This is a genomic window from Pinirhizobacter sp. (assembly GCF_036499745.1).
Taxonomy (GTDB): Bacteria; Pseudomonadota; Gammaproteobacteria; order Xanthomonadales; family Rhodanobacteraceae; genus Pinirhizobacter.
The window spans coordinates 46,686-70,782 of sequence record NZ_DASYDG010000025.1 but is presented as its reverse complement, the minus strand read 5'-3'; the positions used below and the strand labels follow the sequence as shown (position 1 = coordinate 70,782).

The 24,097-nt window shown below is 64.4% G+C and carries 20 protein-coding genes; 11 read left to right on the top strand and 9 right to left on the bottom strand.

Annotation, left to right across the window (positions count from 1 at the left end):
- Positions 1–84: 84 nt before the first annotated feature.
- On the bottom strand, positions 85–519 hold the full coding sequence (gene secG, locus VGM61_RS08640; RefSeq protein WP_331522363.1) for a preprotein translocase subunit SecG: 435 nt from the start codon (positions 517–519) through the stop codon (positions 85–87).
- A gap of 21 nt (positions 520–540) precedes the next feature.
- Positions 541–1,290, bottom strand: coding sequence for a triose-phosphate isomerase (tpiA, locus tag VGM61_RS08635; protein ID WP_331522362.1), 750 nt, complete (start codon positions 1,288–1,290; stop codon positions 541–543).
- A 129-nt stretch (positions 1,291–1,419) separates the two neighbouring features.
- Here tpiA and VGM61_RS08630 point away from each other — a divergent pair, with 129 nt between their 5' ends.
- Positions 1,420–3,825 (top strand): DUF3772 domain-containing protein, encoded by a 2,406-nt coding sequence (locus VGM61_RS08630; RefSeq protein WP_331522361.1) that lies wholly within the window; start codon positions 1,420–1,422, stop codon positions 3,823–3,825.
- 501 nt (positions 3,826–4,326) lie between these two features.
- On the opposite strand, the gene VGM61_RS08625 is transcribed toward VGM61_RS08630, so the two are convergent.
- Entirely contained in the window at positions 4,327–5,967 is a 1,641-nt protein-coding gene (locus tag VGM61_RS08625; RefSeq protein WP_331522360.1) for a serine hydrolase, read from the bottom strand.
- A gap of 73 nt (positions 5,968–6,040) precedes the next feature.
- Positions 6,041–6,946 (bottom strand): DMT family transporter, encoded by a 906-nt coding sequence (locus VGM61_RS08620; protein WP_331522359.1) that lies wholly within the window; start codon positions 6,944–6,946, stop codon positions 6,041–6,043.
- A gap of 108 nt (positions 6,947–7,054) precedes the next feature.
- Between VGM61_RS08620 and VGM61_RS08615 the strand changes: the two genes are divergently transcribed.
- The gene (locus VGM61_RS08615; protein WP_331522358.1) at positions 7,055–7,918 is read left to right on the top strand and encodes a LysR substrate-binding domain-containing protein; all 864 of its coding nucleotides are present in this window, start codon (positions 7,055–7,057) and stop codon (positions 7,916–7,918) included.
- A gap of 165 nt (positions 7,919–8,083) precedes the next feature.
- On the opposite strand, the gene VGM61_RS08610 is transcribed toward VGM61_RS08615, so the two are convergent.
- The gene (locus VGM61_RS08610; RefSeq protein WP_331522368.1) at positions 8,084–9,913 is read right to left on the bottom strand and encodes an ABC transporter ATP-binding protein; all 1,830 of its coding nucleotides are present in this window, start codon (positions 9,911–9,913) and stop codon (positions 8,084–8,086) included.
- Positions 9,914–10,003: 90 nt separating this feature from the next.
- On the opposite strand from VGM61_RS08610, the gene VGM61_RS08605 reads away from it, so the two are divergent.
- The gene (locus tag VGM61_RS08605) at positions 10,004–10,429 is read left to right on the top strand and encodes a VOC family protein (protein WP_331522356.1); all 426 of its coding nucleotides are present in this window, start codon (positions 10,004–10,006) and stop codon (positions 10,427–10,429) included.
- Positions 10,430–10,525: 96 nt separating this feature from the next.
- Positions 10,526–10,807 (top strand): DUF2845 domain-containing protein, encoded by a 282-nt coding sequence (locus VGM61_RS08600; RefSeq protein ID WP_331522354.1) that lies wholly within the window; start codon positions 10,526–10,528, stop codon positions 10,805–10,807.
- Here VGM61_RS08600 and VGM61_RS08595 read toward each other — a convergent pair.
- The 4 genes from VGM61_RS08595 to grxC all read right to left on the bottom strand — a co-directional run bounded on the left by VGM61_RS08595 (position 10,804) and on the right by grxC (position 14,901).
- Positions 10,804–11,412, bottom strand: coding sequence for a Pr6Pr family membrane protein (locus VGM61_RS08595; protein ID WP_331522353.1), 609 nt, complete (start codon positions 11,410–11,412; stop codon positions 10,804–10,806). The two genes, VGM61_RS08600 and VGM61_RS08595, sit on opposite strands and share 4 nt — an antisense overlap.
- Complete coding sequence (locus VGM61_RS08590) at positions 11,412–13,352, bottom strand: M1 family metallopeptidase (RefSeq protein ID WP_331522352.1); 1,941 nt, start codon at positions 13,350–13,352, stop codon at positions 11,412–11,414. The genes VGM61_RS08595 and VGM61_RS08590 overlap by 1 nt, the downstream gene beginning before the upstream one ends.
- Before the next feature lie 162 nt (positions 13,353–13,514).
- Positions 13,515–14,531: an isocitrate dehydrogenase gene (locus VGM61_RS08585; RefSeq protein ID WP_331522351.1), complete on the bottom strand. Its 1,017-nt coding sequence runs from the start codon at positions 14,529–14,531 to the stop codon at positions 13,515–13,517.
- 103 nt (positions 14,532–14,634) lie between these two features.
- Complete coding sequence (gene grxC, locus VGM61_RS08580; RefSeq protein WP_331522350.1) at positions 14,635–14,901, bottom strand: glutaredoxin 3; 267 nt, start codon at positions 14,899–14,901, stop codon at positions 14,635–14,637.
- A 125-nt stretch (positions 14,902–15,026) separates the two neighbouring features.
- Here grxC and VGM61_RS08575 point away from each other — a divergent pair, with 125 nt between their 5' ends.
- From VGM61_RS08575 to VGM61_RS08545, 7 genes are all read left to right on the top strand, one after another.
- Positions 15,027–16,712 carry a M48 family metalloprotease gene (locus tag VGM61_RS08575; RefSeq protein ID WP_331522349.1) on the top strand — a complete coding sequence of 562 codons (1,686 nt, stop codon included), beginning with the start codon at positions 15,027–15,029 and terminating at the stop codon, positions 16,710–16,712.
- Positions 16,713–16,829: 117 nt separating this feature from the next.
- On the top strand, positions 16,830–17,519 hold the full coding sequence (gene phoB, locus VGM61_RS08570; RefSeq protein WP_250623743.1) for a phosphate regulon transcriptional regulator PhoB: 690 nt from the start codon (positions 16,830–16,832) through the stop codon (positions 17,517–17,519).
- Between the two features lie 57 nt (positions 17,520–17,576).
- Positions 17,577–18,845: a phosphate regulon sensor histidine kinase PhoR gene (gene phoR / locus VGM61_RS08565; RefSeq protein ID WP_414694833.1), complete on the top strand. Its 1,269-nt coding sequence runs from the start codon at positions 17,577–17,579 to the stop codon at positions 18,843–18,845.
- Positions 18,846–18,934: 89 nt separating this feature from the next.
- Positions 18,935–21,022: a polyphosphate kinase 1 gene (gene ppk1, locus VGM61_RS08560; protein WP_331522348.1), complete on the top strand. Its 2,088-nt coding sequence runs from the start codon at positions 18,935–18,937 to the stop codon at positions 21,020–21,022.
- Positions 21,023–21,056: 34 nt separating this feature from the next.
- A complete protein-coding gene (locus VGM61_RS08555; RefSeq protein ID WP_414694834.1) occupies positions 21,057–22,586 on the top strand; it encodes an exopolyphosphatase in 1,530 nt (509 codons plus the stop codon).
- A gap of 50 nt (positions 22,587–22,636) precedes the next feature.
- Positions 22,637–23,344, top strand: a complete 708-nt coding sequence (locus tag VGM61_RS08550; protein ID WP_331522347.1) for a peptidylprolyl isomerase — start codon at positions 22,637–22,639, stop codon at positions 23,342–23,344.
- Positions 23,341–24,069 (top strand): UDP-2,3-diacylglucosamine diphosphatase, encoded by a 729-nt coding sequence (locus VGM61_RS08545; protein ID WP_331522346.1) that lies wholly within the window; start codon positions 23,341–23,343, stop codon positions 24,067–24,069. Before VGM61_RS08550 ends, VGM61_RS08545 begins: the two co-directional genes overlap by 4 nt.
- Positions 24,070–24,097: the final 28 nt, after the last annotated feature.

Here is a 24,097-nt window from a genome sequence, read left to right as displayed (position 1 = left end):
ACCCCTACAGTTTTCACCGCTACCACCTCAAGGTAGTGCGTCTACCAATTCCGCCACCTGGGCTAAACTTTTCGAACCGCTATTTTACTTCTTTGCGGGCTCCTGGGAAGCCGGCGGGACGTCCTTCTGCGCGGGTGCGGCGCTAGGGACATCGGAGTTGTTGTTGACAGGCGCCGGGTTGACCGGCTTGGGCACATCGTTCACGGCCTTGGCGGCACTGGTGGACGTGGCCGCTGCCGGCGAGGCGCCACCCATCAGGCCGAGATCAGCCGTGGGATGCGGGGTGGTGCCGCGACCGAGGTAGATTCCCATGCCGAGGCTAAGCAGGAAGAACAGGGTGGCCAGCACGCCGGTGGCGCGGGTCATGAAGCTGGCCGAACCGCGGGCACCGAACACGGTGGACGAGGCACCGCCGCCGAAGCCGGAACCTGCGTCGGCACCGGCGCCGCGCTGCAGCAGGATCAGGACGATCATGGCTGCGGCAATCAGGATGTAGAAGACGCTGAAGATAATGAACATAGTTGCTCTTGCCGGTCGCGCTTAGCGCGCCGCGGCGCAAATCGCCAGGAAATCGGAGGCGGCCAGGGAAGCACCGCCGATCAGCCCACCGTCCACGTCCGGCTGCGCGAACAACTCCGCCGCATTGGCCGGTTTGACGCTGCCACCGTATAGGACCCGGGTGAGACCGGCGATATTAGCATCCTCATGCGCCAGTTGGCTACGGATGAATGCATGCACTTCCTGGGCCTGCTCGGGGCTGGCCACCTTTCCCGTGCCGATGGCCCAGACCGGCTCATAGGCCAGCACGGCGTTTTCGAAGGTGGCGATGCCGTTGGCCGTGACCACCGCATGGATCTGCTCGCCGATCACTTCCTGGACCCTGCCCGCCTCGCGCTCGGCCAGGGTCTCGCCCACGCACAGAACAGGGGTAAGGCCTGATTTTTGCGCCGATGCAAACTTGCGGGCTAGCATCTCGTTAGTCTCGGCGTGGTATTCCCGGCGCTCGGAATGCCCCACAAGCACCCAGCGGGCGCCCACGTCGTGCAACATGTCGGCCGAGACGTCCCCGGTGAAGGCACCGGTGCCGTCACGCTCGGCCAGGTCCTGGGCGCCGACCATCACCGATGAACCCTCGCACAGCCGCACCACCTCGCTGATATAGACGCTCGGCGGGCACAGGATGATCTCCGGGCCAACGGGATTGGCGGCAAGTATCTGGCCGACCAGTTCCCTGGCCATGGCACGCGAGCCGTGCATCTTCCAGTTTCCGGCAACGACTTTCCTGCGCATGGCCAGCATCCCGCGGGTTCAAAGGGGGCCGAGGATAGCCCCGGGCCGGGGCCACGTCACCTTCGCTCGATCTAAGCGGGGTTCAGCCCCGCAATTGACCTTACCGGTCGCGGCTTCGATGATCGCCCGATGCATTTACGAAAATTTCTGCTTGTATCCCTCCTCTTCCTGTCCACGGCCAGCGCCCTGGCCCAGGACACTCCTGCCTCGAGCAGCTCGGCCCCGGCCACGCCCGACCAGTTGCTGGACCAGGCCCGCGGCCAGGTGGACGAGATCAACAAGGCGCTGAAGGACGGTGAGCTCAAGGAAGGCGTCGATATCGAGGACCTGCGCAGCAAGGCTACCCAGGCCCAGGCGGACGCCCAGCAGGCCGCGCAGGCACTGACACCGCAGGTGGAAGCGGTGACCCAGCGGCTCACCGACTACGGACCCGCCCCGGCCAAGGGCACCTCCGAACCGTCCGATGTCACCACCGCCCGGCGTGACCTGCAAAAGCAGCACGATGCCCTCGACGCCCAGGTGAAGCTGGCCCGCGACACCGCCACGCAATCCACCCAGCTGGCCACCCAGTTGGTGAACATCAAGCGCCAGCAGTTCCAGTCGCGGCTGGCCAGCCGCTCGGACTCCCCCCTGACCCGGGAATTCTGGACCGGGCCTGCCGACAGGTTCGCGCGCGATCGCTCCTTGCTGCGCCAGTTGGGCAGCGACATCAGCGACGATATGCATACGCTGATGACGCCGCCGAACCGCACGCCTTTCATCAGCCTTGCACTGGCCGGCCTGCTGCTGGTAACCGTGGCCCGCTGGCTTATCGAGCGCACGGTATTCCGACTCACCACCAATCGCGTGCCGGCGGGCAAGCTGCGGCGCTCGTCGATGGCGGTGGGGATCTCACTGGTGGCGACGCTCACCACCGGTTTCGGGGCCCTGCTGTTCTCGCTGGGCATGACCTGGCACAAGGCCATCTCCGACGACGTCACCGCGCTGGCGCACCACTTCGTTACCGTGGTGTTCTACGCAGCGTTCATCGCCGGTATGTCCCGCGCGCTGATTTCGCGCAAGCGCCCATCGTGGCGACTGCCCCACCTGTCGGACGAACTGGTGGAGAAGGTCTGGTACCTGCCTCGACTCATCGCACTGGCCGGTTTCATCATGATCTTCGGCTATCGCGTGAACACGACGATTGGCGTGAGCGTGGCTGCCACGGCGATGCTTAATTGCTTCAGCGCACTCCTGATCAGCGGCCTGTTCGGCTTCGGGTTGGTGCAACTGGCGCGCGCCCACCGGGCCCCGATCGAAAGCGGTGAACGTCCACCACCCCGGCCGGTGTGGGCGAGCCTGTTGGTGATCGCAGCGTCCATCGCGGTGGTAGTCACCTGGATCGCTGCGCTGCTCGGTTATGTGAGCCTGGCTTTGACCATCGCTGTACAGATGATCTGGATCAGTATGGTGGGAGCGGGCGTCTTTCTACTGGCGCACCTGGCCGATGATCTCTTCGACACCCTGCTTTCATCCAAAAGCCACCTGGGACAGCGCGCGGTGCACGCGCTGGGTATCGAACCGAACAAGCTCGACCAGCTCTCGGTACTGGCGGCCGGCATTGCACGCGTGGTGCTGTTCCTGGCCGGCCTGTCGGTGTCCACGCAGCTCTTCGGCACCGGCCCCAGCGATGTCCTGGCCTTCACCAGTCGATTTACCCATGACATCACGCTTGGCAACGAGCTGAAGATCAAGCCGGGCAATATCATCGATGCGATCTTCGCTTTCATCGTCGGCATGATCGTGGTGCGGGTGTTGAAGCGCTGGATGGAAGACAAGCTGCTTCCGCAGACATCGATCGACGTGGGCATGCGCAGTTCCATCACCACCTTGCTGGGCTACCTCGGTGGCGTGGTGGTGTTCGCCATGGCCATGCTTACCCTGGGCCTGTCGGTTGCCAATGTCACCTGGGTGGCAAGCGCGCTGTCGGTCGGCATCGGCTTCGGCCTTCAGGCGATCGTCTCGAACTTCATCTCCGGACTGATCCTGCTGGTGGAGCGGCCGGTGAAAGTGGGCGACTGGGTAGTGCTGGACGACGCTGAGGGCGACATCCGGCGGATCAACGTGCGCGCCACCGAGATCCGCGTGGCTGACCAATCCACGGTGATCGTGCCCAACTCGTTCCTGATCACCAAGACGGTGCGCAACATGACCCTGGCCAACCCCCAGGGACGCGTGCTGATCAAGCTGCCGATGCCGCTTGATACCGACGCCGGCAAGGCGCGGGAGCTGATGCTTACCGCCATGCGCGAGCACCCGTCGGTGCTGGAAACGCCAGCGCCGGGTGTCACCCTGGACAGTGTTGACCACACCGCGATGACGTTCGTCGCTACGTGTTTCGTCGATGGGCCGCGCGCTGCGGGCGGGGTGAAGAGCGATCTTCTGTTTGAGATCCTGAAGCGACTGCGTGATGCGGCGATTCCGTTGATCCGGCCGCAGGACATGGTGATTCGCGGGGGCGCGATGCCGGATGGGGCTGGCGAAAGCACGCCGTAGTGATAGATTGCGAAAAACCCTACGCGGGTCCCAGACGGTTACGATTTCAAGTAGCGGCGTGCGATGACAAAATCCAAACACCCCAGATCATCGAAGCGAGGCAATCGCGTGCTCCCATGCAGTATCCAGATCCCCGAGGCCGTCTACTTATCCGCAGCTGAGCTTTCGCCGGACGACCAAAGGCGCCTGGACAATCTTCGTGCCGAAGTGCAGAAGGGCATTGATTCCGCGGAGGCCGGTCGATTTGTGAGGTTCACCTCAGCCAAAGAAATGTGGCTATATCTTGAGCGTTTGACAGAGAATACCTTGACGTCAACAAAATCTGCCCCACCGCCTCGATAGCCCAGCACTCACATGTCGACATGGACCGTCGATCTTATGGAAGATCGCGGCACCTGGTCATTTTTCGTGTCATTAGCTTCGAGCGTCGCGCGATTGAAGTCCTTCGGGTACTTCATGACGCGACAAACCTCAAGAATCGGATGGCGTCACGTTGATGCATCACTTAACCGGCACAAGCCGAAGATCCTGGAAGTCGAAACTGAAATCGGTCAGCGACGACGCCGCCTCCATCCGCACTTCGCGAATGTTGCCGTCCACGCCAAGGTTGAACGTGACAAACGCATCGCCATTGAGCGAGCGGTCATCCCACTTCACCAGGAAGGTATCGTGTGACCAGGGCTCCATGTTGCCGGTGAGCTGTGCCGTCTTGCTGAAGGTCATGCGCAGCTTACCGCCCTTCTCGGCCACCTGGACATCGCCGTACCAGGGATCGCGATAGGTGCCGGCGTACTTCGCCAGCGGCAGCGACGGCTTCGATGCCTTGTCCCGTGCCGCCACGTGCTTTTGCCAGCCCTCGTCGGCCTTGCCCTCGGTCTTCTTTACTGCCGCATTGTAGGCTGCAGTCCAGTCCTTCTTCGGCGCATCCATATAGGCATCGAGGGCGCGCATGGTCACGGCCTGGAAGGCGGCGCCGCTTTCGGCATTGGTAAGCACCACCACGCCGAGCTTCATGTCGGGCACGAGGGTTACGCGCGATACCTGGCCGGGCCAGCCACCGGTGTGCCAGACAAGCTTGTGGCCACGATAGTCGGAAACGAACCAGCCCTCGCCGTAGCCTGAGAAATTCGGTTTGGCAGAAGCGAGCTCCGGCACCACCGGATCGTTGATCGGGATGGGCGTGAGCAGCGACCACATTTCCTTCTGGCGCTCGGCACTGAACAGGCGTTTCTCGTTGCCCTGCGCGTCCTTGCCGATCACGCCGCCATCGAGCTGCACCCGCATCCAGATGGCAAGGTCGTGCACCGACGAATAGATGCCGCCGGCGCCTGGATTGTTGTCCCAGGCCATCGGCTCCACCGGTTTCAATTCCTTGAAGTTGAACTTGGCATGGCCCACGGCCACGTCGTCGTCGCCCTTCATCGACAGGTAATTGGGCCGGGTTTCGGTCATGCCCAGCGGCTGGAAGATACGCGAGCTGACGAAATCGGCCCACGACTTTCCGGACACCTGCTCGATCACCAGGGTCGCCACCGCGAACAGGATGTTGTCGTAGGCATAGGTGCTGCGGAAGCCATTGGCGATGGGCACGTGGCGCAGATGCTCGACCACTTCCTTCGTGCTGTAGCGGGTGGCCGGCCAATACAGAAGGTCGCCCGCGCCAAGGCTCAGGCCGCTGCGGTGCGCCAGCAGATCGCGGATGCGCATCTCGCGCGTCACGTAGGGGTCGGACATCTGGAACCAGGGAAGGCGATCCACCACCCGATCGTTCATGTCGATCTTTTTCTCGTCGGCAAGGATCGACAGCGCCGCGGAGGTAAAGGCCTTGGTGTTCGAGGCAATGGCGAACATGGTGTGCGCATCCACCGGCGCGGGCGAGCCCATCTTGCGTACACCGGAACCCTGTTCCAGCACTACGTGGCCATCCTTGATGATCGCCACGCCGATGCCCGGGACATCGAAGGTCTTGCGCACGTTGTCCACGTAGGCGTCGAAATCGGCCAGTTGCGCCGGGCGCGCGGCTGGCGCCGGTGTTGCCACCGACGACAAGGCTGCCGGGGCCGCCTGGAAGGCGAACGACGCTAGCGGGGTGGCGAGGGCAAGCGCGGCGGCGACGTGCGCGGCGAGGCGGTGGCGGATCATGCTCGTGTCCCCTTGGGCTGCAAAGGGCGCCACTATAGGCATGACCTGCCGGCCGGCGCCATGCGCCGAAGGTTTACCCGCGTTTCTGGCTGAAGACCACGCTGCCCAGGATCACCACACCGGCCACGGCCATGGTGACGGTGAGCGCCTCGCCCAGGAACAACCATGCCCAGGCCACGCCAAACAACGGCACCAGGTAGGTGGCCACCGAAGCGCGCGGTGCACCGATGCGCTGGATCAGGCGGAAGTAGAAGGCGTACGCCAGGCCCGTGCTAAGGATGCCCAGCGCCGTGGCGCAGGCCCAGGAGTGCATCGGGATGGGCGTGGAAGGCCACGTGGCGATGGCCAGTGGCGCGGTAAGGATGGCGGCGCACAGCAGCGTACCGGCAGCTACCGCGGTCGCAGGCAGGTCGCTCAGATAGCGCTTGACGATGTTGCCGCCCAGGCCATAACAGAAGGACGCGGCGGCACCTGCAAGCGCGGCGGGCGCCACGTTGGCGCCGGCTGTGCGGCCGCTGGCCAGCACGACCACGCCTGAGAATCCCACCAGCAGTGCCAGTGCCTTACGCGGGCCGATCTTTTCACCGAAGGCCACGAAGGCCACCAGGGATGAGAACAGCACCGTTGCACTATTGGCGATGGCGCCGATACCGGCCGGAGCACGTTCGGCGCCCCAGGCAAACAATGCGAACGGCGCCGCGGCGCTGATCAGTCCGGCGATGAACAACTTGCCCACATGGGCCAGGGTGATGCGGCTGCGCACCTTCCACAGGAACGGCAGCAGGATCGCCGAGCCCAGCATCAGGCGCGTGAGCACCAGGGGGAATGGTCCGAAGTCGTTGGCCGCGATACGCATGAACAGGAACGACCCGCCCCAGATGGCGCCGAGCAGGGTGAGTTCGACCGGGGTGCGCCAGTCGCGCAACGGGGCGTCGATGGCGGAAGGAACGGCGGGGATGCTGGAGGCTGCCGTGGTCATGACGAAGCTCGCTTGTGGCTATGCGCTATTTTCGCAGGTGCAAGAACACAGACAAGCGCAAGATTCTTGTTCCACACACGCGTATGATTTGTGGCTGGAGGAATTTCGATGCGCTCTGCCCTGTTGCCTGCCCTGGCCGCGTTCGCCTCCGCGGCACGCCACCAGAATTTTGCCCATGCTGCTGAGGAACTGCACCTGACGGCCAGTGCCGTTAGCCATCATGTGCGCAAGCTCGAGGCCACCCTGGGTGTCTCACTGTTCCAGCGCCATGCGCGTGGCGTGGCACTTACGCCCGAGGGGCGCCTGCTGGCCGACGCCACGGGCTCCGCCCTGGCCGATATCGACGGCGTGCTCGACGGCCTGCGTCGCCACCGCCGCGACAGCACCCTGCGCATCACCGCCCTGCCCTCGTTCTCCAGCCGCTGGCTGATGCCGCGCATTGCCGCGTTCGTCGCCGCTCATCCGGAGATCCACGTGGCCATCGATACCGATCGCACTTTGGTGCGTTTCGACGAGGGCGGCCCCGACCTGGGCATTCGCTACGGCATGGGCCATTGGCAAGGGCTGGTGTCTCGCTTCCTGATGGACGAGACCCTGCTCGCCATGGCGTCGCCCGCCGTCGCAGCCACCGTAAAGACGCCAGCAGACGTCGCCAACCTGCCGCTGGTAACTGATATCGCCCCGGAAGGCTGGCGCGAGTGGTTCCGGGCCGCCGGGCTCAAGCCGCCGCGTTCGCCACGCATCCACACCATCAACGATTCAAGCGACGGACTAATCGCCGCCAGCCATGGCCTTGGTGTGATCCTGGCGCGAAGCCGCCTGGCGGCGAGTCACCTCGCCGACGGCAGCCTGGTGGCGTTGCCGGGGCCTGAAATGCCGGCGCGCTATGCGTACTACGTGGTGCATTCCGCCCACCGGGCGCCAAGTCCGGCGGCACTGGCCTTCATGGCGTGGGTCGAACGCCAGGTTTAAGCTGGCCAGTATCGAATCAAGTATTGAATCAACTTTTTGCATATATTGCTGTTTTATAAGACGTTTAGCTCGATAAATCGAATCAGCAATCGTGCTCCTGTTGGGCGAACCGGCCGCCCCGCGCTTTGGCTACCATCGCCCGTGAGTCCGTACGCCGTGCAACGGCTACTCCACCCCGACGAAACCGCCTGTCTGGTGCGCCCACAGGCGCGCATACAGGCCACCGCTTTCCACGAGTTCCGCGTGGGTACCGGTTTCCACCACCTTGCCCTGTTCCATCACGATCAGGCGATCCATGCGCGCGATGGTGGAAAGGCGGTGGGCAATGGCGATCACCGTCTTTCCTTCCATCAATGTTTCAAGGCTCTCCTGGATCGCCGCTTCCGCTTCGGAATCCAGCGCGGACGTCGCTTCGTCCAGCACCAGGATCGGCGCGTCCTTCAGCAGCACGCGGGCGATGGCGATGCGCTGGCGCTGGCCGCCGGAAAGCTTCACACCGCGCTCGCCGACGTGTGCCTCATAGCCGGTGCGGCCTTCGCCATCGTTCAAGGTGGGAATAAACTCATCCGCACGTGCCTTGCGCACCGCTTCACGCAGTTGCGCTTCGGTAGCATCGGGGCGGCCGTAGAGGATGTTGTCGCGGATGGAACGGTGCAGCAGCGAGGTATCCTGCGTTACCACGCCGATCTGCGAGCGCAGGCTTTCCTGCTCGACGTGCGCAATGTCCTGGCCGTCGATCAGGATGTGCCCGCTTTCCAGGTCGTACAGGCGCAGCAGCACGTTGACCGTGGTCGACTTGCCTGCGCCGGACGGACCCACCAGGCCGATTTTCTCGCCCGGCCGGATATTCAGGTCGAGGCCTTCGATCACCCCGCCCTGCTTGCCGTAATGGAAGCTGACACGGTCGAAACGGATACCACCCTGGGTAACTTGCAACGGCACGGCGTCGACGCGATCGACCACGGTGCGCTCCTGCGCGATGGTGGTGATGCCATCCTGCACGGTGCCGACATCCTCGAAGATGCCGTTGACCACCCACATGATCCAGCCGGACATGTTGTTGATGCGGATTACCAGGCCCACCGCCAGCGCCACCTCGCCCACGGAAACCGCGCCGCGCACCCACAGCCACAAAGCCAGGCCCGTGGTAGTGGCGATAAGGAAGCCGTTGAGCGTGGTGATGGATGCATCCATCGAGGTGACCATGCGCGAGGAGCGCCGGATCTTGCCCGTGAGTTCATCCAGGGCTTCCTTCGCGTAACTTTCCTCGCGATGGGTATGCGCGAACAGCTTGAGCGTGAGCACGTTGCTGTAACCGTCGACGATGCGCCCCATCAGCTTCGACCGGGCTTCCGACGCGCGCCAGGAGCGCTCCTTCACCCGCGGCACGAAGAATCGCAGCATCGCCACGTAAAAGGCGATCCACACCACCAGCGGGATCGCCAGCCAGACGTCGGCCCGGGCGAACAGGTAGATGGCGGTACCGGCGTAAACCGTGACGTACCAAATGGCGTCGACCACCTGCACCGCCGACGTGCGCAGCGACGCGCCCGTCTGCAGGATGCGCTGGGCGATGCGGCCGGCGAAATCGTTCTGGAAGAAACCCAGGCTTTGCTTGAGCACATAGCGATGGTGCTGCCAGCGCATCATGTTGGTGAAGCCCGGGGTAAGCGTCTGGTTGACCAGCAGGTCGTGCAGGAAGATGAAAAGCGGCCGCAGGATCAGCGTCACCACCGCCATCCACGCCAGGGTGCCCCCGTGGACGCGGAAGAAGTCCTTAGCTGGAGTCTTGCCCGCCATGTCGACGATGCGGCCGAGGAAGTCGAACAGCGCCACTTCCACGAAGGCCACCAGCAGACCCAGCACCAGGGCCGCGGCGAATATCTTCCACACCTGGCGCAGGTAATACACATAGAAGCGCACGACCGTCTTCGGCGGCACCTGGTCGGGTGCCTCGCGGAAGATGTCGATCAGGGATTCGAACCAGCGGAACATTGGCGGCATTGTAACCGCCATGGACAGCCGGGCGGTGTAGTCTGCGCACATCCCCGGCTGGCCCGGGGTCACCCCGTGCAGGAGACCACCATGCCCAGCACCATCATCCCCGGCCTGCGCTACCGCGACGCCCATGCCGCCATCGATTTCCTCTGCAAGGCCTTCGGCTTCGCGCGCCATGCCGTGCACGAGGGGGACGACGGAAGCGTGATGCATGCCCAGCTCACCTATGGCGATGGCATGATCATGCTGGGATCGGTGCGCAAGGACGACTCGCTGTACAGCCGGTTATCGGTACAGCCGGAGGAAATCGGCGGCCGGGAAACACAGTGTGCCTGCGTCACCGTGATCGATTGTCGCGCGCACTACGAGCACGCGAAAGCCGCTGGGGCGCGCATCGTCGATGAGTATGAGGAAAAACCCTACGGCGGGGCCGGCTATGCCGCCGCCGATCCGGAAGGTCACATCTGGTGGTTCGGCAGCTACGACCCCTGGGAGGAGCCCGCCGCGAACTGACGCCCGGGCCTGCGGGGCGGAACGGCGAAAGCTGACAGCATTCATCGTCGACTGCATGTTTCGATGTCCGTCCCCTCATTGCGAAGGAATGCGTCCATGCACCTGGCACGAATGCTCATGCTGGTCTTGCTCATGGGCGGCGTCACGCCCACGGTGGCTAACGCCGCGCAAAGCGTCCGGTTCGGATCGGCCCTGGTCATGGTGGGCGATACCGAGGCGAAGGTGCTGGCGGTGGCGGGCAAGCCGGTATCGCGTTCGTCCGTCAAGGCGACGCGCACCCAGTACCAGGGCTCGCGCCTTCAATTCATCGAAGGCAGCCGAACCATCATCATCGAAGTACGCGACGGCAAGGTCACGCGCATCGACCACAAGGGTTAGGGCCGATCGCGCTCGGGCAAAGCCCGGTCGATGCCAACGAACACCAGGCCCAATACCGCGAAAAGGCCGCCTGTCATCATGCAGTTCAGTGCCACCCGGGCCACGCCGAGCTGGCCGACGTCCACGAACGGGTATGGATACTCACCCGTTAATGCGCCACGCGCGATCGTCCACACCAGATAAACGGCGGGAAACACCAGCCAACGCAGCCCATCGCCCCAAGCTAGCCGCCGGTGCGGCGAAAACACCAGCCACGCCAGCACATAGGCCACCGGCACGGCATGGTGCAGTAGTTCGTCGGCCACTTTCTGCGCGCCCGTGGGTGACCACAACGGCGCCAGGACGATCGAATAGATCGCCCCGGTCACCGTGATGTACAACGCGGCCGCACCACGCCAGCGTGGCCGCGCCCGTGCCACCGCCATGGCGGCACCTATGCCCGCCACCAGTATGTTGCTCAAGATGGTGAAGAAGCTCAGAAACCGCAGCACGATCGCCGCCTCGCCACCCTCGCTGTTCCGCAGCATCAGCACCAGCTGCAACACCACCGCGAAGCCTGCCAGCAACGCCAGTAAGCCGCCGACGATGCGGTCGGCGGCATTCATCAGCGTACTGGGAACACGTTGTTGGCGCGGTCGCGATCGGGCAGCTTGTGGTCAGGATCGATGATGGCTCCGCGGATGGGTTTGTCACCCGGCACCAGCACATCGAACGTCACGTGCTGCTGCCAGGTTTCCACAGGCACGCGGATCGAGGTGCTGCTGCCATCGGTGAAGTCCACCTTCAAGGTGGCGGGCATCACCAGCTTGTCGTTGCTGGCAATACCCACCGAATGCTTGTCTGCGTCGATACCGGTCACGGCCAGGTCCAGCTGCCAGTTGTGCTCAAACCATCCACGCCAGAACCAGCCCAGGTCTTCGCCCGTCTCGCTTTCCATCAATCGAAAGAAATCCGACGGCGAGGGATGCTTATAAGCCCAGGTGGCGATGTACTTGCGGAAGGCCGGGTCGAAACGCTCAGGCCCAATGATCTCTTCGCGTAGCAGGACAAGGCCCAGCGCCGCCTTGAAGTACGTGGCCGGGTGGCGGTATTTCTCCTTGACCATATCCGCGCCCATCAGCAAGGGCGGCGCGTCCTTGTCCGCCAGCAGCGGCAGGATCTCATCCACCGGATTGCCGCCCTTGGGGGCGTATTCGCTGTCACGCTTGGGTGCGAATTCCCCGTGGTTGAAGTTATCGGCCTCGTAGACGTCGATGAACGTGTTGAAACCCTCGTCCATCCATGCATCGCGGCGCTCGTTGCTGCCCACGATCATCGGGAACCAGGTATGGCCGATCTCGTGCGCGGTGACCATGTGCAACGGCTTGGCCGGCGCTTTCATCGGGTCGAAGACGATGCCCGGGTACTCCATGCCGCTGGCCGCCGAACCTCCTTCGTTGATCGCCACCGGATACGGGTACGGATACCACTGGCGCGAGAAGTACTCCACCGACGATTTCATGAACTCGGTGCTGCGGCCCCACAGTGCCGGGGTGGCGCTTTCCACCGGATATACGCTCATCGCCAGCGCCGTTTTTCCTTCGGGCAGGTTGATGCGCGCGGCGTCCCATACATAGGCCGTGGATGCACCGAAGGCGACATCGCGGGAATTGGCCATCTTGAAATGCCAGGTAAGCGTGCCCGACTGCTTCGGACGACTGGAGGCCTGGGTCACTTCATCGGGCGTGCGGATCATCACCGTGGCGTCGCTGTGCCTTGCCTTGGCCAGGCGCTCACGTTGCGTTGCGGTAAGCACCTCGTCTGGATTCTGCAACTCGCCGGAGCCGGCAACGATCATGTTCCACGGAACGGTGATGAAGTAATCGAAATTCCCGTATTCGAGATAGAACTCACTGTTGAGGTAAGGTGCGGTATCCCATCCGCGCAGGTCGTCGTACACCGCCATGCGCGGATACCACTGCGCCATCTCGTAGATATTGCCGTTCTTGCTGGGGTCGAATCCGGTTCGCCCGCCGAAATTGCCAGGCAGCACGTAGTTGTAGTCGATGAGGATCTTGAGCTTGCCGCCACGCGCCTTCAGTGCCTCGGGAAGCACCAGCTGCATGCGCGTATCGGCGATGACGTATTTCACGTCTTTCGCGCCGTGGCCGTCGTCCACTTTCACTGAAGTAAAACGGTAGCCATCGGTGTGCTGCCGGCCGGTGCGCCCCGAGGTGAAATTCCCTCGGGCATCCTCGCGGAAGCGGTTCTGCTCCACCTGCAGCCAGAGTACGTCAAGCGCCTCCGGGCTGTTGTTGGTGTAGTCGATGGCGACCTTTCCATCGAGCGTATTGGCTACCGGATCAAGCGTGGCGTGGATCTGGTAGTCGGCGCGGTTCTGCCAGAACGCATGGCCCGGAACGCCGGCGGGCGAGCGCGTTTCGCCGGGCGGGTTCGGGTAGATGAAGGGCGCGAAGGCTTCGAGCGGGTTATAGGTAGAGGTCTGGGCGTGTGCGGCGCCGGCCAGGACGAGGGCCGCGGTGGCGGCGGAAAGGATGCGCTTCATGGGACCCCTGACCGATTGGCAAGGCCATCAGAATAACCTGCCACGACAGTTGTGGAGGGGGCCGCAAGTCATGCATCGGCGATCGTATGGCCGAAGCGGAGCCGGGGGACGGGGGACGGGGTCAGAGTGATGACTCTGACCCCCAAACTACCGGTCGCTGGATTACGCTGTGGCGCGGATGCGCTCGACGATGGCGTCGGCGAAGGTCTCGGTGCTGCCGGTACCGCCGAGGTCCGGCGTAACGCGGTCGCGCGCTTCCATGGTGTCGCGGATCGCCTGGCGGACGCGCGCACCCTTGGCCACCATGTCCAGGTGGTCGAGCATGTCGGCTGCGGCCAGCAGCAGTGCACAGGGGTTGGCGATGTTCTTGCCGGCGATGTCCGGTGCCGAACCGTGCACGGCTTCGAAGATGGCTACGTCCTTGCCGATGTTGTCACCCGGCGCCAGGCCCAGGCCGCCGACCAGGCCAGCGCATAGGTCGGACAGGATGTCGCCGAACAGGTTGGTGGTGACGATCACGTCGAACTGATACGGGTTCATCACCAGCTGCATGCAGGTGTTGTCCACGATCATCTCGTTGAACTCGATGTCGGCGTATTCCCTGGCCACTTCACGCGCCACGTTCAGGAACAGGCCCGAGGTGGTCTTCATGATGTTGGCCTTGTGCACGGCCGTGACCTTCTTGCGGCCCTTGCTGCGCGCCATCTCAAAGGCGTAGCGCACGATGCGCTCGGAGCCGGTGCGGGTGTTGCGAATCAACGATTGCGCCACCTGGCCGTCTTCGGAGAGCGTCTGGCCTTCAGCCAGGTACGCGCCCTCGGTGTTCTCGCGCACCGTGATGATGTCGATGTTCTCGTAACGCGCCTTGGTGCCGGGGAAGCTGATCGCCGGGCGCACATTGGCATAGAGGTCGAAGTGGCGGCGCAGCGTGACATTGATCGAGGTGAAGCCACCGCCGATCGGCGTGGTGAGCGGGCCCTTCAGCGCCACGGTATGTTTGGCGATGAGATCGATGGTGGCCTGGGGCAGCAGGTCGCCGTGCTTCTCGAGGGCGACCACGCCGGCATCGGCGAACTCATACGACAGGCCGCAGTCGAGGGCGTCGATCACGCGCAGCGTGGCGTTCATGATCTCCGGGCCGATACCGTCGCCGGGGATCACGGCAATCGTCTTGCTCATTGGGGGGAACTCCTTGGAGATGGCGAGGCCGTCTGGCGCCTGCCCGGGGAATGAAATCAGCCAATTATCGGCGATTTCGCCCTCATCTCACAAGGGAACGACATCAGGCGTTACCCAGCAGTTGCGACAACTTGCCGCTGCGGTCGGCGGCCACCAGGTCGTCGTAACCGCCCACGTGGCTTTCGCCGATGAAGATCTGCGGTACGGTGCGGCGACCGCCACTGCGGGCCAGCATGTCGTCACGCTGGGCGGGGTCGGTATCGATGCGAATTTCCTTCCATTCCAGGCTCTTGGACTTCAAGAGATTCTTCGCCGCTACGCAGTAAGGGCAGACGGCGGTGGAATAAATGGTGATGTCAGGCTGGCTCATACAGGTTCCAGTGAAGGCTATGGCGCAAAGATAGGGGCAAATGGGGTTTGGGCAATAGCCCGGGGCGGGAACCAGGCGGCCCCTGGAGGGGTCAAAAGGGGCTGCCCAGTGCTAATGTTCCGGCCATGAAAAAGGGATTCACCCGCCTCTTCGCCACCCTGCTCACCGCGGGCATCACCTGCGTAGCCTGCGCCCAGGATGACGTACGCCTGCCAGAGCTGGGAAGCTCCGCCGATGCCCTTGTAACCCCGCAGGAGCAGGACGACTACGGCAACGAGCAGATGCGCCAGATGCGCGCCCTGGGCATGGTGGTCGACGATGCGCTGCTGGAAAGCTGGCTGCAGGACATTGGCTACCGGCTTGTCGCCGCAAGCGCCAAGCCCAAGCAGAAGTACACCTTCTTCATGGTCAAGGACGACGACATCAATGCCTTCGCCCTGCCCGGTGGCTACATTGCGGTGAACACGGGATTGGTCACCATCACCCGCAGCGAAAGCGAGCTGGCGGGCGTGATGGCCCACGAAATTGGCCACATCACGCAGAACCACCTGGTACGCGCGTTCGAAGAATCGAAGAAAGCCGGCCCGATGATGGCCCTGGTGCTGCTGGGCGCCCTGGCCGCCGGCGGCGCAGGCGGTGATGCCGCGGCGGGAGTGCTGGTGGGCGGCCAGGGGCTGATCATGCAGAAGCAGATCAACTTCACCCGCGCCGATGAGACCGAGGCCGACCGCACCGGCATCCAGACGCTCGCCAACGCCGGATACGACCCCAACGCCATGGCCAGTTTCTTCGAGCGCATGAGTGATGCGATGCGCGCGGGCCAGGGTGAGTCGATCTATAGCCTGCCGGAACTACTGCAAAGCCATCCGGTCACGGCCAACCGCATCAGCGATGCCAAGGCCCGGGCCAAGACACTGATCGACCAGCAGGTCCAGCGCCCGGTCACCGCCACGCTCGATCCATCGTCCTGGAACAAGGCCACCGCACCCATTCCGTTCGTGACCGACCCCACCCGCATCGTCACCACCCGGCGCGGTAACGGCAACGGCGATACGGGCATCTACGCGATGATGCGTGAGCGGGCCCGTGTGCTTAGCGGCGATGCGGGGCGACAGGCCACCCTGTATGCGCAGAACATGGACCGGCCTGGCCAGAACACTCCGGCCAACCACTACGGCCTGGCGCTGGCCCTTACCCGTAGCGGTCGGCCCCAACAGGCCCAGGCCGAGCTCAAGCCCCTGCTGGCCAAGTCACCCGACGACATCGTGCTGCGCCTGGCCATGGCCGACGCCCTGCGCGTGAGTGATCAGCGTGCCGACGCCCTGCGCATCTATGCCGACCTGCACGAGCGCAGCCCGAGGAATCGCGCCGTGGCGATCGACTACGGTAAAGCCCTGGTGATGGGGGGCGACAAAGCCGACGGCCGCAAGGCCGCGGTCATGCTGAAGCCCCTGCTGGACAACAGCGACGATGCTGAGGTTTACCGCGCGTTCGCCCGCGCCAGCGAGCTGGCGGGAGACACCGTGCGCGGCCAGGAAGCTTACGCCGATGCCGCGGCGCTCTCGGGACGCCCATTCGACGCCATGGAGCAATACAAGCGCCTTCTGGACCGGCCGAACCTGGATTTTTACGAGCGCTCGCGAATCCAGGCCCGCATTGCTGACCTCACGCCCCTGGTACTGGAACTACGCAAGCGGAAGATTCCCACCGACGACAATCCGGACGGGCGTCGTGACCAGCTGGGCGAAACCGGCAAAAAGCCCAACCAGGCCTGCATGGGAAACTTCTGCCTGAGCGCCGGCGCACAGTAGCCTTGGGGAAACGATGACAGCATTCGGGACGGATTTTTCGTAAATGTCATCTTGATGTAACAAAATCCCGCTGCAATCTCCGCGTCACAGCCCTTTCCCCCTATAGGCGCCTCCCGCGTGCACAAGCGCATCCTGATCGTCGAAGACGAAGCCTCGATACGCGACATGGTCGCCTTCGCCCTGCGCAAGGCAGGCATGGATGCCGTCCATGCCGCCGATGCACGAGCGGCGCAGATGGCCATTTCCGAGCGCGTGCCCGATCTCATCCTGCTCGACTGGATGTTGCCGGGCATGAGCGGCCTGGAACTGGCCCGGCGGCTTCGGAAAGAGGAACTCAGCCGCGAAATCCCGATCATCATGCTCACCGCCCGCGGTGAGGAAATGGACCGGGTGAACGGCCTGGAAGCCGGCGTGGACGACTACGTCATCAAGCCCTTCTCCACCCGCGAGCTGGTCGCGCGCATCAAGGCGGTACTCCGCCGGAGCCAGGGCGACGACGGCACGGGCATGGTGGAGATCGGCGGCCTGCGCATCGACGGCCCGGCGCACCGCGTTTACGCCGCCGAGGAACCGGTACCGATCGGCCCTACCGAATACCGGTTGCTGTTCTTCTTCATGACCCATCCTGAACGCGTGTACTCGCGCGCACAGTTGCTCGACCACGTGTGGGGCGGCAGTGTCTACGTGGAAGAGCGCACCGTCGATGTCCACATCCGCCGCCTGCGCAAGACACTGGAACCCTGGAAGCTGGACGACATGGTGCAGACCGTGCGCGGCGCCGGCTACCGGTTTTCGGCCAGCCCCTGACAAAAGGCGCGCGGTCCAAGCTAAGGTGGCGGCCATCGCCCGTCCACTGGAGCACCGATGCGCCTTGAACCGACCTCCCGCCGAGCAGTTCTGCTGGCCGCCGCAGGCGTCATTGCCGGTGTACTGGCGGGCTGGGCGATGGGAAATGCGCTGGTTGGCGTGAGCGTGGTCGCGTTGTCGCAATTCGTCGCACTGCTGTCTTCGATCCGTCATCAAACCGATCCCATCATGGCCGCGCCTCGCCAAACGACTGACCCCAGGCATGACCGTCTGATGACACGCTCCCGCCGTATCGCCTCCCAACTGCGCGACCTTCGCAGCGCCGCCGGCAGCCTGCCCGATGCGGTGGTGTTGATGGACCAGACCCAGCATGTCCGCTGGTTCAACCACGCCGCCGAAGACCTCCTTGGCCTGCGCCGTCCCACCGACCGCGGCCGCGTACTGAGCGAGTGCCTGCAGACGACCGATCTTGCCAAGTGGCTGATCGACGGGGGCCGCGAGCCGCTGAACGACGTTGCCGCCCCGGGACATGCGAACCGGCACATCTCAGCAACCCTGCTGCCGTTCGGCAGCCGCCAGCGCCTGCTGCTGGTGCGCGACATCAGCCACATGACCCGTCTGGAGCAGATCCGCCGCGACTTCGTCGCCAACGTCTCGCACGAACTGCGCACGCCGCTGACGGTCATCCACGGCTACCTTGAGTTGCTCGATCCCGAAGACGTGCCGGAACTGGCGCCGGTACTGGGCGAAATGCGCGTGCAGTCGCGGCGCATGGGCCAGATCGTCGAAGACCTGCTCACCCTCTCGCGCCTGGAAACCCAGGATCGCATCGCCGACGAACGGGTCAACATCGAACCCCTGCTGGCCACCCTGCGCCGCGAGGCCGAGGCACTGAGCCAGGGCAGGCACCGGATCACGCTCACCCATACCGCCATGAGCGACCTGCTCGGCTCATCGAAAGACCTGCACAGCGCCTTCTCCAACCTGGTGAGCAATGCGGTGCGCTACACACCCACAGGCGGCCGGATTGACATCCGCTTTGAGCCGCATGCCGCCGGGGTGATCTTCTCCGTGGCCGATTCCGGTTATGGCATCCCCGCCACCCACCTGGCGCGGCTTACCGAGCGGTTCTACCGCGTATCGTCAAGCCGCTCGCGCGACAGCGGTGGCACGGGGCTGGGCCTGTCCATCGTCAAGCACGTGCTGAACCTGCACCACGCCCGCCTGCAGATCGAGAGCGAACCGGGCAAGGGCTCCACGTTCTCGGCGATCTTCGGTGCCGAGCGACTGCTGGCACCGGGCGGCGAGGAAAGCCTGGCCAGCTAAAGCCATGGCCCGGCGCCGTTTCGCGCCATCGCTTGCAAGCCCCCGCCGCATCTTCCATCCTCGACGGATCGCCAGTCCACCGTCAGCCCATGCCCCGATCGCGTACACCTGCCGCTCCGGCACTCGATGCTCCCGCGCTTTACCTCAATCGCGAGCTGGCGGCACTGGAATTCAACTTCCGCGTACTGTCCCAGGCGCAGGATCCGGCTGTGCCGCTACTGGAACGGCTGCGCTACCTGGCCATCGTCTGCAGCAACCTGGATGAATTCTTCGAGGTGCGCGTGGCGGTGCTCAAGCACCAGCATGCGCTTGATGCGCACCTGCCTGGCGCCGATGGACTGAGTTCCGGCGAGATCCTCTCGCGCATCCGCGAACGCGCGCTCACCCTGGTAGACGCGCAATACGAGACCTGGCAGGCGCACCTGCGACCGGCCCTGGCCGCGGAGGGTATCGGATTCCGTGTCCGCGGGGACTGGAACGAGAAACAACGCCGCTGGCTTCAAGGCTATTTCCAGAACGAAATCATGCCGGTGCTCTCGCCCCTTGGCCTGGACCCGGCGCATCCGTTCCCGCGCATCCTCAACAAGACGCTGAACATCGCCGTGGTGCTGGAAGGTCGGGACGCGTTCGGCCGCGAGGGCCACATGGCCCTGGTGCGTGCGCCGCGTTCGCTGCCACGCCTGATCCGCCTCCCGGATGAAGTCGGTGATGGCAGCATGGATCTTGTCTTCCTGGGCGAAGTGCTGCACGCCTTCGCCGATGAGATGTTCCCCGGCTTCCACGTCAAGGGCTCATACCAGTTCCGCGTGACCCGCAACGGCGAACTGGTGGTGGAAGAAGCTGAGGTTGAGAACCTTGCCCGTGCCCTTACCGAGGAACTCCTCGGCCGGGGTTATGCACGCCCGGTACGGCTTCAGGTGGGCGCCGACTGCCCGCGCGCGATCACGCAGATGCTGATCGGCAATTTCCAGCTGGAAGAACAGGACGTCTACCGCTGCGACGGCCCGGTGAACCTGATCCGCCTGGAAACCGTCTACGACCTGATCGACCGGCCCGACCTGAAGTACCCGCGCTTCGCGCCGAAGCTCAACACTGCCATCTGCAAGGATGGCAAGCCGTTCGAACTGCTCACCCAGCGCGACATCATCCTGCACCATCCCTTCGAATCATTCGCCTCGGTAGTTGAATTGCTTCGCCAGGCCACCGAGGACTCAGGCGTGCTGGCGATCAAGCAGACGCTTTACCGCGCCGGCAAGGACTCCCCGCTGGTGGACCTCCTGGTAGAGGCCGCGCGCAACGGCAAGGACGTCACGGTCGTGGTGGAACTTCGTGCACGCTTCGACGAGGAAGCCAACATCGGCCTGGCCACGCGGCTGCAGGAAGCCGGCGTGCAGGTGGTGTACGGCGTGGTGGGCTACAAGACCCACGCCAAGATGCTGCTGATCGTGCGCCGCGAGGGCGACAAGCTCCGGCGCTACGTCCATCTTTCCACCGGCAACTACCACCAGGGCAACAGCCGCGGTTATACCGACATCGGCCTGATGACCTCCAACGAGGACATCGGGCAGGACATCCACAAGATCTTCCAGCAGCTTTCCGGCTTAGGTCCCATGATCGAGTTGAAACGACTGCTGCATTCACCCTTCACCCTGTACAGCTCGGTGATGGCGAAGATCGAACGCGAGATCGTCCACGCCCGGGAGGGCCGCGGCGGCCGCATCGTAGCCAAGCTCAACGCCCTGAACGAGGCGCAGGTGGTGAAGGCGCTTTACCGTGCTTCGATGGCTGGTGTGCAGGTGGACCTGATCATTCGCGGGGCGTGTACCTTGCGGCCCGGTGTGAAGGGCATCTCCGAGAACATCCGCGTACGTTCCATTGTCGGCCGTTTCCTGGAGCACAGCCGCATCTACTGGTTCGGCAACGCCGGGGAGCCTGAGATCTACACCGCCAGCGCCGACTGGATGGAACGCAACCTGCGCCGGCGGATCGAGATCGCCGTGCCGATCATGGATTCAGATCTCGCAGCGCGCGTGTACCAGGAAACCCTCGAAAACTATCTTCGCGACAACACCCATGCCTGGCTGTTGGGCAACGACGGCCATTACACGCGCAGTGAACCTGGCAATGATCCGCCGCACAATGCGCAGCTATACCTGTTGGAGAAGCTTTGTGGGTAAGGCATTTCGTGGCAGCGCGGCGGCTGGCGGCAGCCTGCAGGCCGCCAGCGCGGCGTCGGCACGGCCGCAGATCGCCGAGGGTGAATTGCTGGCGGCGATCGACCTGGGTTCGAACAGCTTCCACATGGTGGTGGCCCGCTTCGAGCATGGCGAACCCAGGGTGATCGATCGCCTGCGCGACACCGTGCGCATGGCCGCGGGCCTGCGCGCCGATGGCACCCTCGACGCCAGCCACCGTGCCGCCGCGCTGGCGAGCCTGGCCCGCTTCGGCCAGCGCATCGCCGGCCTGCCCGGCGCACGCGTGCGCGCCGTCGCCACCAACACCGTGCGACGCCTGGCTTCGCCGCAGGCCTTCCTTGCCGCCGCCGAAGTGGCCCTGGGTACGCCGGTGGAGATCGTCTCCGGCCGCGAGGAAGGCCGGTTGATCTTCCTCGGCGCTGCGCACGACCTGCCTGTCTCGCGCGACAACCGACTGGTGATCGACGTTGGCGGCGGCAGTACTGAATTTATCATCGGGCGGCATGTCGCCCCCGAACACACCGAGAGCGTGCAGGTAGGATGCATTGCCTCCACCTTGCGTTTCTTTCCAGGCGGCAAGATCACGCGCAAGCGCTGGCAACGCGCGCGGCGCGAGATCGAAGTGCTGTTGCAACAGTTCGTCGAGGAATACCGTGAAGCAGGCTGGGCCAATGCCTATGGTTCGTCGGGCACGGCCAAGGCGATCGGCGCCGTGGCCCAGGCCATGGGCCTGACCGACGACTGCATCACCCCGGCGGCGCTTGCAGGCATCCGCGAGGCGCTGCTGGCACAAGGTTCGATCCAGGCACTGAAATTACCCGGCCTGGCTGAAGACCGTACCGGCGTCTTCGCGGGGGGCGTGGTGATCTTCGAGGCTGCTTTCGAGGCCCTGGGGATCACGCGCCTGCAGGTATGCGAAAGCTCCATGCGCGAGGGCCTGCTTTGGGACCTCATCGGCCGCGCCGGCGGCAGCGATCCGCGTGCCGCCAGCATCGATGCGCTGGCTGCCCGTTATGGCGTGGAACGGGCGCACATGCGCCGCGTGGAGACCACCGCGCTGGCACTGTTCGATCAGGTCGCCAAGGCCTGGAAGCTCGACCCGGACGCCCGCGAATGGCTGTCGTGGGCCAGCCGCGCGCACGAACTGGGCCTGGCCATCGCGCATAGCCAGCACCACCGACACGGCGGATACATCCTGCGCAATGCCGATCTCGCCGGTTTCTCGCGACAGGAACAACAACTGTTGGCGGCCATCGTCGAATGCCACCGGCGCAAACCCGACAAGGCCGTGTTGCTGGCGCTGCCCACTCGATACCGCGCGCTGGCCCGGTATGCCACCGCACTGCTGCGGCTGGCCGTGCTGTTCCGCCGCTCGCGCCGTGCCGAGCCGATGCCACCACTGAAGCTTGCCGCCACCCGTACCAGGCTGCGCCTGGCGCTGCCTGCCGAATGGCTGGACGAACATCCGCTTACCGAAGCCGACCTCGAGCAGGAAAAGGGCCCGATGGCCGACCTCGGCCTGGAACTTGAACTGATCACCTACTGACGGCGCCGTGTCGGGGCGCGCGGCCCGGCCGGCGGCGGTATCATGTGCCGATGACCCGATACCTGGCTGCCTTCGCCCTCCTCGTCCTCCCGGTCCTGGCCCTTGGCCAGGCGGCCAAGCCCGAGGCGCCCGCCGCCGAGGCGCATCCCCGTGTGGTGCTGCATACCAGCCTGGGCGACATCACGCTGGAACTGTTCCCGGACAAGGCCCCCAAGAGCGTGGCCAACTTCCTGCAGTACGTACGCGACGACTTCTACGCCGGCACCGTATTCCACCGTGTCGTCAATGGCTACCTGGTGCAAGGCGGCATCTACACCCGAGACCTGCAGCAAAAGCGCACCCGTGCCGCCATCGCCAGCGAGGCCGACAACGGCCTGTCCAACCTCCGTGGCACGGTCGCCGTGGCCCGCGGGGCGGACCCGGCCTCCGGTACCTCGCAATTTTTCATCAACCTGGTGGACAACCGTCGCCTTGACTACGCCGGCAACCAGAGCGGGCTGACCTGGGGCTATGCGGTGTTCGGCAAGGTGGTCGAGGGCATGAGCGTCGTCGACAAAATGGCAGGGCTCCCTACGCGTCCACTGGGTCCCTTCGTCAACGACGTGCCCAATCCGCTGGTGGTGATCGACGGCGCCAATGTGGTGGGCGAGGAGAAACCCGCACCGAAGGCCGCGCCGGCTTCCGCGACGAGCGCCGCGGCCAAGCCACCGGCAAAAACTCCCGTGAAAGCCCCGGCGACGCCGAAGAAGAAGGCATGACCAAGCTATTCATCGCCGATCTCCACCTGGACGAAACGCGGCCCGCGATCACCGATCTCTTTGAACGGTTCCTGGCCGGCCCCGAAGTACGCGGAGCCGACGCGCTTTACATCCTCGGCGATCTGGTCGAAGCGTGGATCGGCGACGACGACGATGCCCCGCTTCCCAGCCGTATCGCCTCGGCTACGCGCGGCGTGGCCGAGGCCGGGATCCCGGTCTACTTCATGGCAGGCAACCGTGATTTCCTCCTCGGCGAGGATTTCGCCAAGCGGGCAGGCATGCAGATCCTGCCCGATGGCGTGGTGCACGATATCGGCGGCGAGCGGATATTGCTGATGCACGGCGATGTCCTGTGTACCGACGACACCGCCTACCAGGCCGTCCGCGCGCAGGTGCGCACGCCGCAGTTCAAGGCGCAGATGATGGCCATGACGCTCGATCAGCGCCGCGCCTTTGCCGCGAAGGCCCGTGCAGACAGCCGCGCCTACACTGGTAAAACCGACGAAACCATCATGGACGTGAATGCCGATGCCGTGGCCAGGGCCATGCGCGATGCCGGGGTCCGGTATCTGGTACACGGCCATACCCACCGTCCCGCGATCCACGAATTCTCCCTTGACGGGGAAAACGCCAGGCGTATTGTGCTCGGCGACTGGTACGAGCAGGGTTCGGTGCTGGAAGTGGATCCTGGACAGGCCCGGCTCCGTGGCCTGACGTTGGCCTAGGACCACGATGCAGCCGGCGATGGACGCC

Bases quoted from the DNA above. Each gene is read 5' to 3' on its own strand.
- secG (WP_331522363.1), bottom strand. From the start codon at position 519: ATGTTCATTATCTTCAGCGTCTTCTACATCCTGATTGCCGCAGCCATG.
- tpiA (WP_331522362.1), bottom strand. From the start codon at position 1,290: ATGCGCAGGAAAGTCGTTGCCGGAAACTGGAAGATGCACGGCTCGCGT.
- VGM61_RS08630 (WP_331522361.1), top strand. From the start codon at position 1,420: ATGCATTTACGAAAATTTCTGCTTGTATCCCTCCTCTTCCTGTCCACG.
- VGM61_RS08625 (WP_331522360.1), bottom strand. From the start codon at position 5,967: ATGATCCGCCACCGCCTCGCCGCGCACGTCGCCGCCGCGCTTGCCCTC.
- VGM61_RS08620 (WP_331522359.1), bottom strand. From the start codon at position 6,946: ATGACCACGGCAGCCTCCAGCATCCCCGCCGTTCCTTCCGCCATCGAC.
- VGM61_RS08615 (WP_331522358.1), top strand. From the start codon at position 7,055: ATGCGCTCTGCCCTGTTGCCTGCCCTGGCCGCGTTCGCCTCCGCGGCA.
- VGM61_RS08610 (WP_331522368.1), bottom strand. From the start codon at position 9,913: ATGTTCCGCTGGTTCGAATCCCTGATCGACATCTTCCGCGAGGCACCC.
- VGM61_RS08605 (WP_331522356.1), top strand. From the start codon at position 10,004: ATGCCCAGCACCATCATCCCCGGCCTGCGCTACCGCGACGCCCATGCC.
- VGM61_RS08600 (WP_331522354.1), top strand. From the start codon at position 10,526: ATGCACCTGGCACGAATGCTCATGCTGGTCTTGCTCATGGGCGGCGTC.
- VGM61_RS08595 (WP_331522353.1), bottom strand. From the start codon at position 11,412: ATGAATGCCGCCGACCGCATCGTCGGCGGCTTACTGGCGTTGCTGGCA.
- VGM61_RS08590 (WP_331522352.1), bottom strand. From the start codon at position 13,352: ATGAAGCGCATCCTTTCCGCCGCCACCGCGGCCCTCGTCCTGGCCGGC.
- VGM61_RS08585 (WP_331522351.1), bottom strand. From the start codon at position 14,531: ATGAGCAAGACGATTGCCGTGATCCCCGGCGACGGTATCGGCCCGGAG.
- grxC (WP_331522350.1), bottom strand. From the start codon at position 14,901: ATGAGCCAGCCTGACATCACCATTTATTCCACCGCCGTCTGCCCTTAC.
- VGM61_RS08575 (WP_331522349.1), top strand. From the start codon at position 15,027: ATGAAAAAGGGATTCACCCGCCTCTTCGCCACCCTGCTCACCGCGGGC.
- phoR (WP_414694833.1), top strand. From the start codon at position 17,577: ATGCGCCTTGAACCGACCTCCCGCCGAGCAGTTCTGCTGGCCGCCGCA.
- ppk1 (WP_331522348.1), top strand. From the start codon at position 18,935: ATGCCCCGATCGCGTACACCTGCCGCTCCGGCACTCGATGCTCCCGCG.
- VGM61_RS08550 (WP_331522347.1), top strand. From the start codon at position 22,637: ATGACCCGATACCTGGCTGCCTTCGCCCTCCTCGTCCTCCCGGTCCTG.
- VGM61_RS08545 (WP_331522346.1), top strand. From the start codon at position 23,341: ATGACCAAGCTATTCATCGCCGATCTCCACCTGGACGAAACGCGGCCC.